Here is a 16741-nt window from a genome sequence, read left to right as displayed (position 1 = left end):
AGCTAAAATTTTCTTTAACTATTAACGAATCGTTTTTTTTTTGATAGAATTACCGAAAATTCAAAAGGACTTTTATGAAAGATTACGGACTTAGGATAGTTAAAGGTAAAGTGTCGGGATTAAACTCAAATTTAGAAACATACATAAGCGGAAATGCAAGAAGCGGCGAAGTTGGCACATCCCATAACTACAATATAAATTTTAGGATAAACAACCAACTCTTCTACTTAAACAAGCTAAATAGCACAATAATAGAAGGTGATGAACTAATCTTTGTTGCTGACGGCCAATATGTCGAAGTTTTCGTAAATTTAAATTCCGGCGAAAAATATATCAATAATATATTTTCTATTTCGTTCCGCTATTATTCTATAATGATACTATGTCTATGTGTATTTGCTTTTTGCACATTATTTTTTCTTGCTATGTTTGCAGGAAACCACTCAAGTACTGGTGAAAAAATTTTTGCCGCTATCTCTTGGTTGCTCAGCGGTGCAATGGCGATAGGGGCATTTAAAAAGCCAAAATATGCCAAAGTAGCTAATAAACTCCTCTTTGACTATCTAAAAAAGGAAAATATAAAAATTTAAATTTTAAAGCCGACAAAATCGGCTTTAATCAAATTTTTATAAATTTATACTTCTATTTTTGTGGTGCGCTAGGCGATCGCTCCCGCTCTTTTATCTGCTTTATTTCTTATCCAGCCAAATGCGAATAACGCCGCGTAAAGCGACACGCCGATCGCGTAAGACACGTATTCGTTCGCAATAAAAGGGATGTACTTGGCGCACATATTAGGCACCAAGGTTAGCGGCGCGACAGCCAAAAGCAGCGCGCGCTCGAGTACGTTTACGCGTTTAACAAAATACCCTTGAAGCGCCGAAGAAAAGGCAAACATACCTACTAGCGCCGTACCGAAAATCAGTGCCATCTCTAGCGGATTTGTTATCCACACTATGCCTTTGGCGTCGTTTGGGTTTGCGGCATCTACGCTTTCTATCAAAAGCAGCTTGTTATTAAACACGAACGAAAATGGCAAAATCGTCGTGCGCAGATCGTAAAAAAAGCCCTGCATGCCCACGGTTACGGGATTTGCTTTGGCGATACCGGCCGCAGCGTATGCCGCGATGCCAACAGGCGGCGTATCGTCGGCTAGGATGCCGAAGTAAAAGACGAAAAGATGCACCGCGATAGCGGGGATGAGAAAGCCGTTTTTGTGTGCCAAAAACAAAATCACAGGTGCCACTAGCGAGCTAACGACGATGTAGTTTGCGGTGGTCGGCAAGCCCATACCTAGTATCAGCGACATTATCGCCGTGAGAAAGAGAATGAGCACGATGTTGTTGCCGGCTAAATTTTCAACGACTTCAGACAGCACCTGCCCGATACCCGTTAGCGAGATAGAGCCCACGATGATGCCTGCTAAACCCGTAGCTATCGCGATCGTAGTCATACTTTTAGCCGCCGTTACCATCGCCCAAAATATATCCACAAAGCCAACGATAAAATCCTCTGCGCCGACACCCTCGCCGTGAGCCGTTTTTCTAACGGGCTCTTGAAAAAGGATAATCAAAAATAGCACGCAAATAGCGTTAAAAGCCGCCGAGATCGGCGATTCATTTGCGATTAGCAAGGTATAGAGCAAAACCAAAATCGGGATAAGATAGTGCAGTCCGCTCACGAAAATTTTAAGCTTTGACACGCCTGCGCCCTGCTTCATGCCTTTTAGCCCGAGCTTACAGCTCTCAAGGTGTACGATAAAAAACAGCGACATATAGCACACGAACGCAGGAATCACGGCCGCGATCATGACGTTTGTGTAGCTAAGCCCCAAAAACTCGGCGATGATAAAGGCCGCCGCGCCCATGATAGGCGGCATCAGCTGACCGTTTACGCCCGCAGCCACCTCGATGGCGCCGGCTTTGGTGCTGGTTAGACCCGCCTTTTTCATTAGCGGGATCGTAAATGTACCCACCGTTACGACGTTTGCCGTGGAACTACCGCTAACCATGCCGGTTAGTCCTGACGCGATAACCGAAGCTTTCGCCGGTCCGCCGCGAAATTTACCAAGCAGCGCAAAGGCTAAATTTATAAAATACTGCCCCGCTCCCGCGCGCTCCAAAAGCGAACCGAATAAGACAAAAAGATAGATAAAACTCACGCTAACGCCAAGCGGCACGCCAAAAACGCCCTCGGTCGTAAGATACATGTGACCTGCGAGTTTGTTTAGGCTAGCGCCCTGGTGTGCGATGATGTCCGGCATGTATTGACCGAAATAATCATACGCCAAAAATATCGCTGCTATGATAGGAAGTGCCGGACCGATGATCCTGCGACCCGCCTCAAACAGCACGATCACCGCGACGCAGGCCACGGCTATATCAAAGTTCGTGTAGTCTCCGGGGCGCTGTGCTAGCGCGTAAAACTCTATAAGCGGATAGAGCGCTGCTAGCGTACCAACAACACAGAGCGCGATGTCGTAAAACGGCAGGCTGGAGTGGGCTTTTTTGTGAATCTTAAGCGGATAAAGCAAAAACAGCAGACAAATAGCAAACGCAAGGTGCGCCGAGCGCGACATCGTCGTGTTCATCGGAAAATACGCGATGTAAAGCTGAAAAACCGACCACGCAAAGCAGATAATGCTCGTGAAATATATATAAAAGCTCGAGTTTATCTCGCGCGTCTTTACCTCGACGAACTCCTCCTTTTCCTGCGCCGACTCGGTATTTGTTTGTGTATCGTTTAAATTTTTATCCATATTTGCTCTTAACCTCTTAAATTTTCTTTTTATAAAATTTGGCGATTTCACCCGTAAAATCGGGCTTTATTTTTAAATTTGACCAGCTTTTGACCCTCAAATTTACCTACAAATTTAACCCAGCGCCGTAAAGATACGGGTTTTGCAAGCGGCAAGCAAAACTAGTCAAAAACTCGCGCATGAGCCAAATCTAAAATTTGACGCTTTATGCGACTAAAGCAAACTCGCCGCCGTCCAAAAACAAGCTAGCAAAGCGTCAAATTTTAAATCCTCAAAAACTAAAAATAAGCCCTAAATTTAACAAAAAAAACAAACCGCGCAGGTCAAATTTAACCCGCACGGCTTAGCTAGTTTATTTTATTATGCCGGCTTTTTTAAACTCGGCCTCGGCAGCAGGGTGCAAAGGTGCGGAAAGTCCCTCTATCAGGCTCTCTTTAGTAACGGCAGCAAGTGCCGGATGCAAGCTCTTGTACTCGTCGAAGTTATCTAAAATAGCCTTCACGACCGCAGCCACCGCAGTATCGCTCATGCCCTTATCGGTAACTAGGACGGCTTTAACGCCGATACTGTTTACGTCGTGATCCACGCCCTCATAGGTGCCTTTTGGTATCGTACCTTTGGCAAAGTACGGCATCGCAGCCAGCATCTTATCCACCTGCTCGCCCTCGATGTTTACGATATCGATAGGTAGCGAGTTTGCCGCGTCGGTGATGTTAGCCGTCGGGTGACCGACCATGTAAAAGTAGCCGTCGATTTTCTTATCTTTTAGCGCGTGCGGGCACTCGCCGGCAGTTAGTACGCCGTGATGTTTTAGCTTTTTCTCGTCAAAGCCGTAAGCCTTAAACACGCCAAGCGCGGTCATTTCGTTACCGCTGCCGGGGTTGCCGACGTTGATCGCTTTGCCCTCGAGGTCGTTTATCGAGCCTATACCGCTTGATTTTGAGACGACGAACGCGAGAAGCTCAGGATAGATCGAGACGACGGCGCGCAAATTTTGATCGCCGTTACCTTCAAATTTGCCCACGCCGTTAAATTTATCATAAACCACGTCGCTTTGGACGAAACCGAAATTTAGCTCTTTTTTTAGCACGTTATTTACGTTGTAGACCGAGCCGCCGGTTGATTGCACCGAGCATTTCATCTGCGGGTCTTTATTTACGAGGCGACATATCGCTCCGCCCACCGGATAATACGTACCCGTCATCGCTCCCGTACCGATAGATACGAACTCCTTTGCGCCCAGCGCAGACGCGAAAAGCAAGCCGGCTAATGCCAAAGATGTAGTTTTCATTTAACTTCCTTTCAAAGAATTTTTCTGATTTTACTCTCAAAATCCGCATTTTGCGTATAAATTTCACTCTTTTTACGAGCTTTTTTGTAAATTTGCGACTATTTTACACACTTTAGCCTTAGAAAAATAATTCTTAAGGTAAAATTTATATATTTTTTACAAGCGAAGCGAAAATCATATTTTTACGTGGAGGTTTTTCAAATTTACGTACCGAGACCTGCGTCTTTACGATGCTAAATTTGGATTAGTTAAATTTAGCATTTTTGCGGTGCGGGTCTCGGTGGGTAGAATTTGAAGCCGAATTTTACAAATTTGACTTCAAATTTGAGCGTAAAACGATAAGGCGAAGTATCGCGAGATGATTTTTCGAGTTTTGAAGCAAAATTGAGCGTGCGCTAGGCATATAGCCTGCGGAGCGAAAATTTTGCAAAATCTCGGAAAAGCGCTCGCGAGACAAGCCGTTAAATTTATTTCCAAAGAAGATAGAGCTTTTCGTCATAAATATCGCTACTCTTCGGACCAACCTCCACCTCCGTCACCTCCACGTTTTGCACGTCGTTTTTGGCTTTTAGCGCGCTCGCGTCTTCTTCAAATTTCGCCATCAGCTCCTCGATCTGTGCGTTTAGCTGGGCGACTTCTTGCTCGCTTAGTTTGACGTCGCTACGCTCTTTTAGCACGCTGTTTGCCGAGCGCGCGGAGGTCGCGACCTTGCCGATGTTACCGCTACTTAATAGTCCCTTGCCGAAAATCGCGCCCAAAATGCTAGCTCCCACCGAGATCGCAGTCTCGATCCCCTTGCTTTTAAAGTCTCGCTGCTCTTTTTCTAGCTTTGCCACGGAGCGGTTTAGTTTCTCTTCTAGGCGCGCTTTTTGTTTGTCAAATTCCGCCGTGAGCTTGGCCGTTTGCGCCTCTAAAATTTCGTTGCATTTATCGGCTAAACGCACGTAAAACTCCTCCTTGCTCTCGCCCGGCGCCGAGCTTAAATTTAGCGCGTTAAAGAGCCTAAGCTTGTAGTTTCTATAGATAAATTCTTTGAAATTTTTAGTTAGCTCTTTGAAATTTTTAGCTCCGGTGACAAAGCCCGGTAGCGGCGCGTATGAGAGCTTGAAATTTGGCTCCGAAACTGCGGTAAAATGCATATTTTCGCTAGCTTCGCTCCAGTCGGCGCTTTTCTGAGCTTCATCCAGCCTTAGCGTGAAATTTACCTCGCGAACCTCGTCAAGCCCCTTTTTAGCGTCGTAAAATCGCACTTTGGCTTCGCCGTAAAGATACCCCTCCAGTTCGCCGCCCTCGTGTAAATTTGAGCTCGCGGCGTAAATTTGAGCGATGTCCGGCGATAGCACCGGCTTGGCGGCGAAATTTGAGCTTTTTGCCTGGCTTGATCCGCTCAAATTTGACCCGCTCTTTTGCTCTTTCATCAAATTTGAAATTTGCTCGCGGCTAAGCGGTCCTTTGAGATAGCTCAGAGCCCAGCGCGTCGAGATGACGGATAGCCCGTCCTCGTGGATGTTTTTTAAGAGGAAATTGCGCTTTTGTAAATTTGAGATGAGATTTTCTATCTCGCCTTTATCCATCGCAGAGCCCGCAAGCCCCGTCATACCGTCGATCACGCGCGCCTTATCCTGCGCGGTTTGCAAGCGCCCGATAAACCAAGTGCCGATGTTGCTAAGGCCTTTGTAGTCAAGGTCGACCGGGTTTTGGGTGCTCAGTATCACGCCAAGGCCGTGCGCACGGGCTTGCTTGAGTAGAGTTAGCATCGGAGTTTTGCTAGGCGGGTTGCCGTTTGGCGGGAAAAATCCGAAAATCTCGTCCATATAAAGCACCGCGCGAAGCGAGCTCGTACCCTCGGTCTTGCGCATCCACGCGATGATCTCGTTTAGCAGCAGCGTCACGAAAAACATCCTCTCGCCGTCTTTTAGGTGCGAGATCGTAAAGATATTGCACTTTGCCTTGCCGTTTGCGTTAAAAAGCATCTTTGAGATGTCGAGTCGCTCGCCGCTTAGCCACGCGCGAAAATCGGGGCTTGCAAGCAGCGTATTGATCTTAACCGCTAGCTTCATGCGCTCGGAGCTTGGATAAAATTTCTCCACGTCAAATACGCCAATCTTGGCAAACGGAGGCGTCGCGATAAAGCCGATGAGCTCCTCTAAGCTCACGTCCGCGCCCTGGCTAAATTTATCTATAAAAATGTTTGAGATGAGCAGGTGTTCTTTTGAGTTTACGTCGTTTTCTATACCCACGAGCGAGAGTACGGAGCTAGCCAGAGAGCCGACGTACTCGCTAAACTCCTCGCTGCCTACCTCTAAACTCGGACGGGCAAAATCCCCGAGCAGAGCCACGCCGACGCCGCTACTGCTCTTTGGCGTGTAAATTTTTAGCTCGGCGCTATCTTTAAAAAGTCCCACGCGCTCCAAGCTCTGAAACGAGCCTTCGATACCTTTTTTCCACATCTGGGCTTCGCTAGCGGCAAACTCATCCGCGCTCATGCCTTTGTTTTGCGCTTCGTTTTCATCGACGTAGGGTGCAAAATCCTGCGCTCGCATCTGCGGAAAGGCCAAAGCAAGGTTTGTCATATCGCCTTTTGGGTCGATTATAAAGGTCGGGATATTGTCGATGCAGGCTTCTTCTAGTATGCCGATACCAAGGCCGGTTTTACCGCTACCGGTCATGCCGATGATGGCCGCGTGCGTCGTGAGGTCTTTGTTTTTATAAAAAAACGGCTCTTTTTCTTTGAGACCGACGTAAAATAGCTTTAAATTTTCTTGAATGGTTTTCATAAAATTTCCTTCTAAATTTTGGGCTATTTTACTGATTTTTGATTAAATTTCGGGTGAAGCTGCGGGGTAAATTTTGAAATCGAAGCGGGTAAAATTTAAAAAAGGCAAGCACAAAGCTCGCCTTTTAGTTTTGCGTTAAATTTATTGGTAAGTTTTTATCTGCTCTTTGAGCTCTTCAAGAGTTTCTATTACGCGTTTTTTAGTAAATTTTGCTATATCTTCGCCTGCGCCGTCTTTATCGGCTAGCTGACAACAGTATCTCATCGCACCCTTATATTTTAGCGCTGCGACAAGTTTTAGATCGGTATCTATGTTTATGTTTTTATTAGAGTCGCCCGCCTCGTCCGGTATGCATAACTCAAATTTAGCATTTATAAGCTCGCCCTCTTTAAACTCGCCGTCATCCAAGCTAACGACGCCTAGGCCTCCCCTTGAGATATCGTATAGGTTACCCTGTATTTCGCTACCGTTTTGCGTGAGGATCACCTTGGTGTAACGATCGGGATATACGCGCTGATGTTTTCTTAAATTCGCGTGCAAATTTTGCATATACGTGAAATTTTGTAGCGTTACGGTCAAATTTGCAAGATCAAATCCGATGATATCCGCCCTTAAATTTTCGGAAAAATATTCATCGCGTACGATATAGGCGTTTTGTTCCTCTTTCATGGCCAAAATTTGCTCTAATGTTACCTTGCAGACGACCGTATCGTCTTCTACATGCTCTACTTCGCCCATGCACTCGACTTTTACGCCGTTGTAAAGATTTAGAAAGTGCACCTGGCGGTTATCGTTTCGTACTCTGGAAAATACGGTCACTGCGTCCTCGCGCATAAAAGAGCTGTCGTTATACGTGCCGTTCATCTGAAATATGATTCCTTCCGAATAAAGTTTAAAACTAGATTATAGTAAAAAATCCTTATTTTTTCATTTAAGTACTGATATTTTGTATTAAACTTAATGTCGTTTTGATGTAAAGATGTAGAAAAGAAGCACTAAGGGCGAGAGCTCGCCCTTAAATTTGGATGATTATAGTTTGTCTGCGTTGTGAGATAGGTAGTCTGCGACGCCTGCGGTATCGGCTTTCATGCCTTTATCACCTTTGTTCCAACCAGCAGGGCAAACCTCGCCGTGCTCGTTCGTAAATAGCATAGTATCGACCATTCTTATCATCTCGTCGATGTTTCTTCCAAGCGGAAGGTCGTTGATGACCGCATGGCGAACGGTGCCGTCTTTATCAAGCAAGAAGCTGCCGCGAAGCGCGACGCCCGCATCCTCTAAAAGTACGTCAAAACCGCGAGCGATAGACTTCGTCATATCGGCTACTAGCGGGAAGCGAACTTGGCCGATGCCGCCTTTGTTTACCGGAGTTTCTTTCCATGCAAAGTGAGAGAATTGATTATCTGTCGAAACGCCGATAACTTCGATACCGCGGGCTTTAAATTCGTCGTATCTTTTATCAAACGCGATGATCTCGCTAGGGCAAACGAAAGTAAAGTCCATAGGGTAGAAAAATACTACCGCGCCTTTCTCGCCGATATTTTTATATAGGTTGAAATCATTTACGATCTGATTGCTTCCTAAAACCGCTGCAGCTGTAAAGTCAGGTGCTTTTTTTGTTACTAACATTTTTTCTCCTTAATAATTTTTATTTGTAGCGAAATTATATCATCTAAAAATTAAAAAGAGATAAATTTAATCTTTTGCAATGTTTCAAATTTTGCTCCGCAGTCAAAAAGCAGATTTAGTATAACACGCTCATGGATGCCTGACATTTGTTTGCTAAATTTATGCTAGCCAGGGCAAGCATAGAGCGTCCGTAGTTTAACTTGCAGTTTATTATCGTAAATTTATTTTTCGCGCGTCATGATTTTGTCTGGTATTTGCGGTGGCGCTTTTGAGACTAGCACCTTTGTTCGCATATTTAAACCGCAAACTAGCGACTTAATAAATTCCGATTTTATCCAGTATAGCGTCGCATCAAAAACCTAAATTTTAAAGCTACTTATGAAGTTGAGTTTTCTTTAGAAGGCGCGCAGCGGTCTTTTGCGGCGTAGCGATAGCTAGCTTGGTTTGAGGCGTGAGCTTTGGATTTTTAGATGTAGCTGGGTTTCGTATCTCTTTGCGCGCTCGTAAAAGCAAAACAAGGACTTTTAACGGCGCCTACTTTTTTTAGCAAAGATACAGATACCAATGCCTTTAAAATATATCGGTAAAATATTTGCTAAATTTGGCGTAATCTACTTCTTTGTCAAGATCCGTAAGTTTCCGGTTTGGCTTTGCATGCCGTTATTATCCAAAACTGCCTCTATAGTTGCGGCATAAAATTTGCTGTTAGGACGTTTATGTATAACCCCGTGCAAACTGCCGGTTAAGACTACGGCTAACGTTTATCGGTTGCATATTTAGATGGTGGATTTGTCTTAATAAAAGCGCAGCCTCTATCTCGTCTTGAGCTTACATGACGCCGAAATTTTGATATTCGTTTTTGGTCGGTTGCAGCGTAACCGACATTTGCGATTTAAAATTGCTCGGTAAATTGCCGTTCGCTTTTTGTTAATTTTAGTATCTAGCGCAGGTAGCGTTTCGATACTAATTTTGCTCAAAATTTTTGGGTATTTTTCTTGAAAACTATTTTATCTAGGTCTCTAAAAAATAAGTTACTCCGTTTTGCGATCTATTGCCGATACGGCGGTAATTTACTCTAGGTTAAATTTATCGGATACAAACTGCCCTAGATGCTCGCGGCAACTGTTGTTCGCAATCACTGCCTAGACCTGGAACTATGAAGACTATGGCTTTAACCGGTCCTCTGTCGTCGCAATATAGTTTAAACTCGAGCATAGACTCTCGTTTGATATTTAGCTCTACATCGTCGCAAGAAAAAAATTTTGTAAATTTTATTTACTATCATGTCGTAGCCCTTGGAAAAATAATTTGTTTATCGTATTCGTATTCGGCTGATTTTAGAAGGGTTGTAGTTGAGATAGTAAAATTTCAAAATTTATTTAAGCAAATTGCCGTTATTTAAAATAACCTAAATTTACAAAAATTACCGCATTTGTAAAAAATTATCTTTTGTAGCTTTCGCCGCCGAATTTTAATAAAGCCGAACCCCAAGTAAAGCCGCCTCCAAAAGCATCCAATAAAATCAAATCGCCGTTTTTAAGCCTACCGGCCTCATAAGCATCGTTCATTGCCATCGGTATGGAGGCCGAGCTAGTGTTACCGTATTTTCCGACCGTTACTACGCATTGTTCGTCTGAAAAATTTAAACGTTGTTTGACCGCTTCGATAATGCGCAAATTTGCCTGATGCGGGACAAAAAGATCGATTTTATCGCTGGGGATTTTATTTCTTTCTAAAATTTCTACGACGTCTTTGGTTAATGTTTGAACTGCGACCTTAAAAACTTCGTTACCGGACATTTTAATAAATTTTTCTTCTCCGCCCGGGGTGATAAGCAGCTCGGCATAGTTGCCGTCGGCTGCGGTATGTACGTCTATAATCTCATTTTTACTATCGGCGCTTACGACTGCCGCGCCGGCTCCGTCGCCAAATAGTATACAAGTCGTCCTGTCCGCCCAATCTACTATTTTACTTAATTTTTCGGCCCCGATTATGAGTATATTTTTTTTACTGCCGCTTTCTATTAGAGACTTAGCAAGTTCAAGCAAATAAATAAAACCGGTACATGCTGCGCTTATATCAAACGCCGTAACGGAATTTATATCCAAATTTTTAGCGATTTTGCAGGCGGTCGAGGGCATACAAAAATGATCGGGGGAGATAGTCGCGCAGATGACGGCATCGATATCTTTTGCTCTCAGATTTGCTCTTTCGATTGCCAACCTAGCCGCCTTTGTTCCCAAGTCGCTAGTATCTTCATCCTGCGCTATTCGCCTTTGCTTAATGCCGGTTCGTTTAGTTATCCATTCGTCGCTTGTTTCTACCATTTTTTCAAGATCCAAGTTCGTTAAAATTTTAGCAGGGGCATATGCGGCTATGGATACTAACGAGGCTTTTGGCATTTGTATTAACCTTATATTTTATTTGGCAAAGCGTGAAAGCTCGTCTTCAATAACTTTATTTATATTAGAATCTGCGAAATTTAATGCTTGAAATATCGCATTTTTGATAGCTTTAGAGGTACTTTTTCCATGACTGATTATGACGCAACCATCTACGCCTAACAGCGGCGCTCCGCCGTATTCATCGTAGTCAACTTGCTGTTTTAAAGTCTTAAAAACTTTTTTCATGAGAAGCGAACCGGCGATTGCTACGGGAGATTTTTTAACATGTTTTTTAATAATCTTGCTGATTGCATCGGCTACGCCTTCGCTGGTTTTTAGCAAAATATTTCCTACGAATCCGTCGCAAACTATGACATCGACGCTTCCATCAAAGACTTGATTGCCTTCGGCATTGCCTACGAAACTATCAAGTTTTGAAATCATCGCAAAGGCTTCCTTAGTAACATCATTGCCCTTACACTCTTCTTCGCCATTTGATAAAAGCGCTACCTTGGGCGACTCTATTTTTAAAATTTCCTTTGCGTAAGCTTCGCCCATTACCGCAAACTGAAACAAATGTTCCGGCCTACAGTCTACGTTTGCGCCGACGTCCAAAACTAGAGTTTTACCGCCGGTAACATTTGGCATCAACGTCGCAATAGCCGGACGCGAAACATTTTTTAGGCGACCGACTCGAAGCGTGGCAAGGCTCATCGTGGCTCCGCTGTGTCCAGCAGAAACTACGGCCTTGGTTTGTTTATTTTTAAGTAGCTCTATAGCCTTAAAAATACTACTTTCCTTTCGCTTTAACGCGTCGGTGGCGCCGTCGCTCATAGAAACAATCTCATCGGCTTGAATAAATTTTACGTATTGTTTTAAATTTTGCGGGACGAGACTTTCCAAAATTTTCGTATCGCCTACCAAGATAGCTTCAAATTTTACTTCTTTTAAAGCCTCGATCACGCCGCCGATAATAGGCTGCGGACCGAAGTCGCCGCCCATCGCGTCAATGCAAATGCTGGTCATTTGTATCAATACTCTCCGGTAGTTTTATTTACACGGTGAGGCATTTTCCATGAGCCGTCTTTATCTTTTACGGGAATAGGAAGTGTTACTTTGTAGTGTGTTCTTCTCTTTGCCGCGCGAGTATGACTTACTCTTCGTTTAGGTACTGCCATTTTATTCTCCTTTATAGATTTTTACATTTTTCACAATAAAAATAATCGCTTTTAAAAGCTTCTATTTCACTTGTTAATACTTCTTCCAAATTTATAAAACCGTCGAAAAACTCAACTGCATCGTCGAGGTTTTCTTCTTCATCTTTATAAATTCCGTCGCTTAATATCAAATTTACATCTTCATCAAGCTTTAAATTTATATCTTCGCCGCATCGGTCGCAGTTGTGAGTTATCTCGCCTACGATTTTACCTTTGCAACTAACCAAATTTTGGTTTATTTTTCCTAGTTCGCCGTTAAAAATCAGTCCGTCCGAATTTAACTCAAACGGCATCTGATTATTTGCGATTTTGGCGAAAGATATTTTCAAAATTTAACCTAAATTTAGCAAATTTCTCTTGTCGCAAAGAAAAACGCAATCTCGTTTTTAGCGTTTTCTAGGCTGTCGCTACCGTGAACGGCGTTTGCGTCGATACTCTCGGCAAAGTCGGCTCTTATTGTGCCAGGTTTTGCTTCTTTCGGATTGGTCGCACCCATTAGATCGCGGTTTTTAGCTACTGCATCGTCGCCCTCAAGCACCATAACTACGACCGGTCCGCTCACCATAAAATCAACCAAATCGTTAAAGAAAGGTCTGTCTTTGTGAACTGCGTAGAAAGCTTTTGCGTCGCATTTGCTTAGTTTGACTTTTTTCATAGCGGCGATTCTTAGTCCGTTACTTTCGAACCTATCCACGATTTTTCCGATAACGCCCTTTTTTACGGCATCAGGCTTAATAATAGAAAGCGTTTGCTGCATAAAATTTCCTTTTTGTGATTTTTATAAGGCGGTGATTATATCAAAAAAAAATTAAAATTCAAAATAAGCCCAAAATGCGGGCTTAAATTTATTGTATTACCGCGGTTGAGCCCATGCGCATATCGGCAGTTATCTCGGCGCGAGAAGGCTGTCCTGCATAAGGAGCGTCCCAAACGATGCAACCGTCGGTCGGACAGGCTGAAGCACACGCAGGCTCGTCGTTAAATCCTACGCACTCGACGCATTTATCCGCATAGACGTAGTATGCGTCCTCTCCGGTCGGGTTATCTGCGTCGTCCACGATAGCGTTTGTCGGGCACTCGTCGATGCAAGAGCCGCAACTTATGCAAATGTCTGTTATTTTTACTGCCATTTTTTATCCTTTTAACTAAAAAATTTTTCACAAGAATATCAAAAGCTAAGTAAATTTGATATTAAATTAACCAAAAATACCGCAAAAACCAATGCAATAAAAGAGCGACGCATAAAAATACTATGGCGCAATTTACTTGCGACGCAAAGCTACGAAAATTTAATCTTATCTATAAATCAAATTTACAAACTACGCACTAATTGCTATAAATGCGGCGATAAAGCTCAAACTACGCAAACATAGTTTTACGTCTTGTTTTTTAATTTTACGAAAATAGCCGAATACGGCGTTTTGGCATGGCTTTCGGCGGTAAAATTTGAAGCTAAATTTACGGATTTAACTTCAAATTTGGGTGCAAAAAAAGTCAAGGAGAAATATCGCGAGATGGATTTTTACTTCGCTATGATCGTAACGCTAAAGCGAGAAAGGGCTTTGCTTCCCTTGCGGTCGCAACTGCAAGTAGAAGCGACGTAAAAATTTAGCACAGGCTGGACAAGGTAGTCCGCCGAGCTAAATTTTTACTAGCTCCGTTAAAGACGCTCGCGAGACGAGCCGCTTCAAGCAAAAGTTATTGCGTTATCGCGCTTTGCTTCGCCTTATCCTTCGTATCTACCCAGATATTCGGCACCGCTCCGCCGGGCGTTAAAAATATCTTTGCGTCGTTGTTTTCGCGTAGCGCCTCGTTAAATTTAGCCTGCGTTTCGATCTGCTTTAAATTTAGCAAATTTTGATCGAGGCTTTTTGCGACCTCTTTATTTGCGTAGGCTTGCGCGTCGGCTTCGATCTTAGCCGCATCCGCACGACCCTGAGCCTCGATGATAGCGGCCTTTGCCGTACCTTCTGCGAGGGCTGCTTTTTTGAGCGCCTCTTGATTTGCGCGCTCTACTTCGTATTTGGTTCGCTCGGCCTCTTGCTTAGCGATTTGTACGCGCTCGATCTGCTCTTTTACCTTTTCAGGTAGGATAATCTCGCGTAGTTGCACGGTTAGCAGCTCGACTGGTTTATTCGGCTGTGCGTCGATATCCTTTCGGATACCCTCGTCGATAGCCGTGGCCAGGTCGTTTCGCTTCGTAGGAAGCTCCTCAGCGGTATATTTACCCGCGATACTGCGCACGACGTCGCGTACGACGGGATCAACGATCTTGTTTTCCCAGCTAAGGCCCCAAGACGCGATCGTTTGAGGCGCATTTTCAGGATTTAGACGGTACTGCACGGTAATGTCGATGCTGACGGGCAAGTTTCTCGCGTCCAAAACGGAGATCGAGTTTTTGCGGATGATGCCGGCTTGAGCCTGCGCGCCGTACTTTTGCGCCGCTTCGCCCATATCTTCGCCCGAAGTGTAGTTTATGAGGCGTACGCGCGTATCGACCACGATGACTTTTTGCAAAAACGGGATAAAGAAGTGTAGTCCCGGCTGCATCGGAGACGGGTCGTATTTACCCAAATTTGACTTGATGCCCACTTCGCCCGAGTTTATCGTGACGAAAGGCTGCGTGAGCGCGATTAAAGCCACGAGCGCGATGATAACGTAGGCAAAGGCCGAAATTTTGCCAAATCCTTTAAAATCAGGCGTTTTAAAATTTACTTTCGGCCCCTTGCTCTCGCCGCCGTTATCGTCTCCGCCGCCGGAGCCGCGTTTTTTATTAAAATAATCATTCAAATCTGCTGGCATTTCGTTCCTTAAATATAAGTTAGCATCGAGGCGTATTTTGGATTGCGTCCGTAAACTACGTCAAAATACGCATCTTGTAGGCGTTTAGTTACCGCTCCGCGCTCGCCCGCGCCGATAACGCGGTTGTCGATGTTGCTTATCGGAGTGACCTCGGCCGCCGTACCCGTGAAAAACGCCTCGTCCGCAGTATATGCGCGGTCGCGGGTGATGCGCTCCCTGCGCACTTCGATGCCTAGATCGCGAGCGATTTTGATGACGGTGTCTTGCGTGATGCTAGCTAGGCTGCTGTCGTTTGGAGGAGTGATGAGCGCGCCGTCTTCCACGATGAAAAAGCACTCGCCCGGCCCCTCTGAGATGTAGCCCTCGCTATCAAGCAGTAGCGCCTCGTCGTAGCCCGCATCTTTGGCTTCGTAGTTTGCCATTTGCGAGCAGAGGTAGTTCGAGCTTGATTTCGCGCGGCTCATTTGGCCACCGACGTTTAGTTTGGCAAAGCTCGAAATTTTCACGCGGATGCCCTTTTTTAGGCCCTCTTCGCCTAGATACGCACCCCACTCCCATGCCGCGATTGCGGTATTTACAGGAGCTTTGGTGTGAGCTAGACCCATCACGCCGTAGCCTAGGTAAACGATCGGGCGTAGATAGACGTTTGATTTAAATTTATTTGCGCGAAGTAGCTCGACCTGCGCGTCTTCAAGCTCTTTTTGCGTGTATTTGACGTTTAGGATCGTCATTTTGGCTGATTTTAGTAGGCGCGCGGTGTGGTCGCTAAGGCGAAATATCGCTAAGCCCTTATCCGTCATATAGGCTCTCGTGCCCTCAAATACGGCGTTTGCATAGTGAAGCGAGTGGGTTAAAACGTGTACTTTGGCGTCCTCCCATTTGACTAATTTTCCATCCATCCAGATAAATTCGGAAGGGTTCATTTGGCATCCTTTTTTATAAAATTTGCTGAGTGTAGCTAAAATTTCTTTAAAATTTTGTAATGTTTAAGATTTTGGCTTAAATTTTTAAGCTTCTAAGTCGAAATTTACTCCAAATTTACAGCTCGTCTACGACGACGTCCTCTATATTTTCGGCAAAAGGCAGCACGAGCGTCTTACGAGAGCCAAACGCGCTATGCCACAGGGCTTTTTTGATCGCTTCGTAAGGCGTATCGTAAATTTTAGCCAGCTCTTGCAGTAGCTCCTCGGCCTTATCGTCGCTTAAATTTTCTCGGCGATAAAATAGCATTATCGTGGCTCCTATGCCGATAAACTCAAACCCGAATCGCTCGTTCATCATCAAAATAAACGCATACGTCTGCTCTGGATCAAAATCGTCCGCAAAATACCCCTGAATCATTCTCGCAAAAGCGTCCGTACTGCGCTCGCAAGGGCACAGATAAACGTCGATATCTTCGTCAAGCGCGTCGTAGTCGCGGGTATTTACGTACTCTAGCGCTTTTAGTTTATGCGGGTAGTTTAGGCTAAATTTACCGTAAAATTCGCTCACTTCAGCCTTATACTCGGGATCGTTTAGGATGTCCAGCATCAAACGAAACTGTGCAACGGGAAAGTCGCGCGCGTCCGGATTTTGCGCATTATACTCCTCCTCGTCCAGCATCTCGAAACTAGAGCTTGCGTGCATATTCGTGTATTCGCATTGCGGGGCGTTTTCGATGATAAAAAGCGGCTTAAATCCCGCATATTGTTCACACAGACGGTCGTAGGCGATCGTGACGGCGTTCATATTTTGATGAGCGTTAAGGACGCCGTATTTTAGGATAAAATTAGCTTCGCGCGTGTAGCGGGAATCTGGCTTTTCGAGCCTAAACGAAATAAGCTTTTCGGGGCGACAAATCGCGTAAAAAGCTAGCTTTAATTTTTCAAGAAACGACATATTTT

At 44.6% G+C, this 16741-nt stretch carries 17 protein-coding genes and 1 pseudogene; 2 read left to right on the top strand and 16 right to left on the bottom strand.

Features of this window, described 5'->3' with window-relative positions; translation table 11 throughout:
- The first annotated feature begins 74 nt into the window (after positions 1-74).
- A complete protein-coding gene (locus tag QZ157_RS09935) occupies positions 75-590 on the top strand; it encodes a hypothetical protein (RefSeq protein ID WP_295145109.1) in 516 nt (171 codons plus the stop codon).
- A gap of 68 nt (positions 591-658) precedes the next feature.
- Here QZ157_RS09935 and QZ157_RS09930 read toward each other — a convergent pair whose 3' ends face one another.
- The 13 genes and pseudogenes from QZ157_RS09930 to QZ157_RS09880 form a co-directional block, all read right to left on the bottom strand.
- Positions 659-2758, bottom strand: a complete 2100-nt coding sequence (locus QZ157_RS09930; RefSeq protein ID WP_295145106.1) for a TRAP transporter permease — start codon at positions 2756-2758, stop codon at positions 659-661.
- A 352-nt stretch (positions 2759-3110) separates the two neighbouring features.
- A complete protein-coding gene (locus tag QZ157_RS09925) occupies positions 3111-4049 on the bottom strand; it encodes a TAXI family TRAP transporter solute-binding subunit (protein ID WP_295145104.1) in 939 nt (312 codons plus the stop codon).
- A 467-nt stretch (positions 4050-4516) separates the two neighbouring features.
- Positions 4517-6826 carry a DUF87 domain-containing protein gene (locus QZ157_RS09920; protein WP_295145101.1) on the bottom strand — a complete coding sequence of 770 codons (2310 nt, stop codon included), beginning with the start codon at positions 6824-6826 and terminating at the stop codon, positions 4517-4519.
- 141 nt (positions 6827-6967) lie between these two features.
- Positions 6968-7690 (bottom strand): PilZ domain-containing protein, encoded by a 723-nt coding sequence (locus tag QZ157_RS09915; protein ID WP_295145098.1) that lies wholly within the window; start codon positions 7688-7690, stop codon positions 6968-6970.
- A 165-nt stretch (positions 7691-7855) separates the two neighbouring features.
- A complete protein-coding gene (locus tag QZ157_RS09910; RefSeq protein WP_002947343.1) occupies positions 7856-8455 on the bottom strand; it encodes a peroxiredoxin in 600 nt (199 codons plus the stop codon).
- An 828-nt stretch (positions 8456-9283) separates the two neighbouring features.
- Positions 9284-9367, bottom strand: a pseudogene (locus QZ157_RS10645) (DUF2920 family protein); the annotation flags it as partial.
- Between the two features lie 174 nt (positions 9368-9541).
- Complete coding sequence (locus QZ157_RS10640; protein ID WP_363148082.1) at positions 9542-9730, bottom strand: DUF2920 family protein; 189 nt, start codon at positions 9728-9730, stop codon at positions 9542-9544.
- A gap of 167 nt (positions 9731-9897) precedes the next feature.
- Positions 9898-10857, bottom strand: a complete 960-nt coding sequence (locus tag QZ157_RS09905; RefSeq protein WP_295145093.1) for a beta-ketoacyl-ACP synthase III — start codon at positions 10855-10857, stop codon at positions 9898-9900.
- Positions 10858-10875: 18 nt separating this feature from the next.
- A complete protein-coding gene (gene plsX, locus QZ157_RS09900) occupies positions 10876-11865 on the bottom strand; it encodes a phosphate acyltransferase PlsX (RefSeq protein WP_295145112.1) in 990 nt (329 codons plus the stop codon).
- Between the two features lie 5 nt (positions 11866-11870).
- Positions 11871-12017 carry a 50S ribosomal protein L32 gene (gene rpmF, locus QZ157_RS09895; RefSeq protein WP_122863182.1) on the bottom strand — a complete coding sequence of 49 codons (147 nt, stop codon included), beginning with the start codon at positions 12015-12017 and terminating at the stop codon, positions 11871-11873.
- A gap of 11 nt (positions 12018-12028) precedes the next feature.
- Positions 12029-12385 (bottom strand): DUF177 domain-containing protein, encoded by a 357-nt coding sequence (locus tag QZ157_RS09890; RefSeq protein ID WP_295145088.1) that lies wholly within the window; start codon positions 12383-12385, stop codon positions 12029-12031.
- A 14-nt stretch (positions 12386-12399) separates the two neighbouring features.
- Positions 12400-12813, bottom strand: coding sequence for a nucleoside-diphosphate kinase (gene ndk / locus QZ157_RS09885; protein ID WP_122863180.1), 414 nt, complete (start codon positions 12811-12813; stop codon positions 12400-12402).
- Positions 12814-12901: 88 nt separating this feature from the next.
- Entirely contained in the window at positions 12902-13186 is a 285-nt protein-coding gene (locus tag QZ157_RS09880) for a 4Fe-4S binding protein (protein WP_295145083.1), read from the bottom strand.
- Positions 13187-13477: 291 nt separating this feature from the next.
- Here QZ157_RS09880 and QZ157_RS09875 point away from each other — a divergent pair, with 291 nt between their 5' ends.
- Complete coding sequence (locus tag QZ157_RS09875) at positions 13478-13660, top strand: hypothetical protein (RefSeq protein ID WP_295145081.1); 183 nt, start codon at positions 13478-13480, stop codon at positions 13658-13660.
- A gap of 94 nt (positions 13661-13754) precedes the next feature.
- On the opposite strand, the gene QZ157_RS09870 is transcribed toward QZ157_RS09875, so the two are convergent.
- The 3 genes from QZ157_RS09870 to QZ157_RS09860 all read right to left on the bottom strand — a co-directional run.
- On the bottom strand, positions 13755-14858 hold the full coding sequence (locus tag QZ157_RS09870; protein ID WP_295145078.1) for an SPFH domain-containing protein: 1104 nt from the start codon (positions 14856-14858) through the stop codon (positions 13755-13757).
- An 8-nt stretch (positions 14859-14866) separates the two neighbouring features.
- Positions 14867-15781: a branched-chain amino acid transaminase gene (locus QZ157_RS09865; RefSeq protein WP_295145075.1), complete on the bottom strand. Its 915-nt coding sequence runs from the start codon at positions 15779-15781 to the stop codon at positions 14867-14869.
- A 115-nt stretch (positions 15782-15896) separates the two neighbouring features.
- On the bottom strand, positions 15897-16741 hold an 845-nt coding region (locus QZ157_RS09860; RefSeq protein ID WP_295145072.1), incomplete at its 5' end, for a hypothetical protein.

It is taken from the genome of uncultured Campylobacter sp. (assembly GCF_905372745.1).
Classification (GTDB): Bacteria; Campylobacterota; Campylobacteria; order Campylobacterales; family Campylobacteraceae; genus Campylobacter_A.
This window is presented reverse-complemented; position numbering and strand designations above follow the sequence as displayed.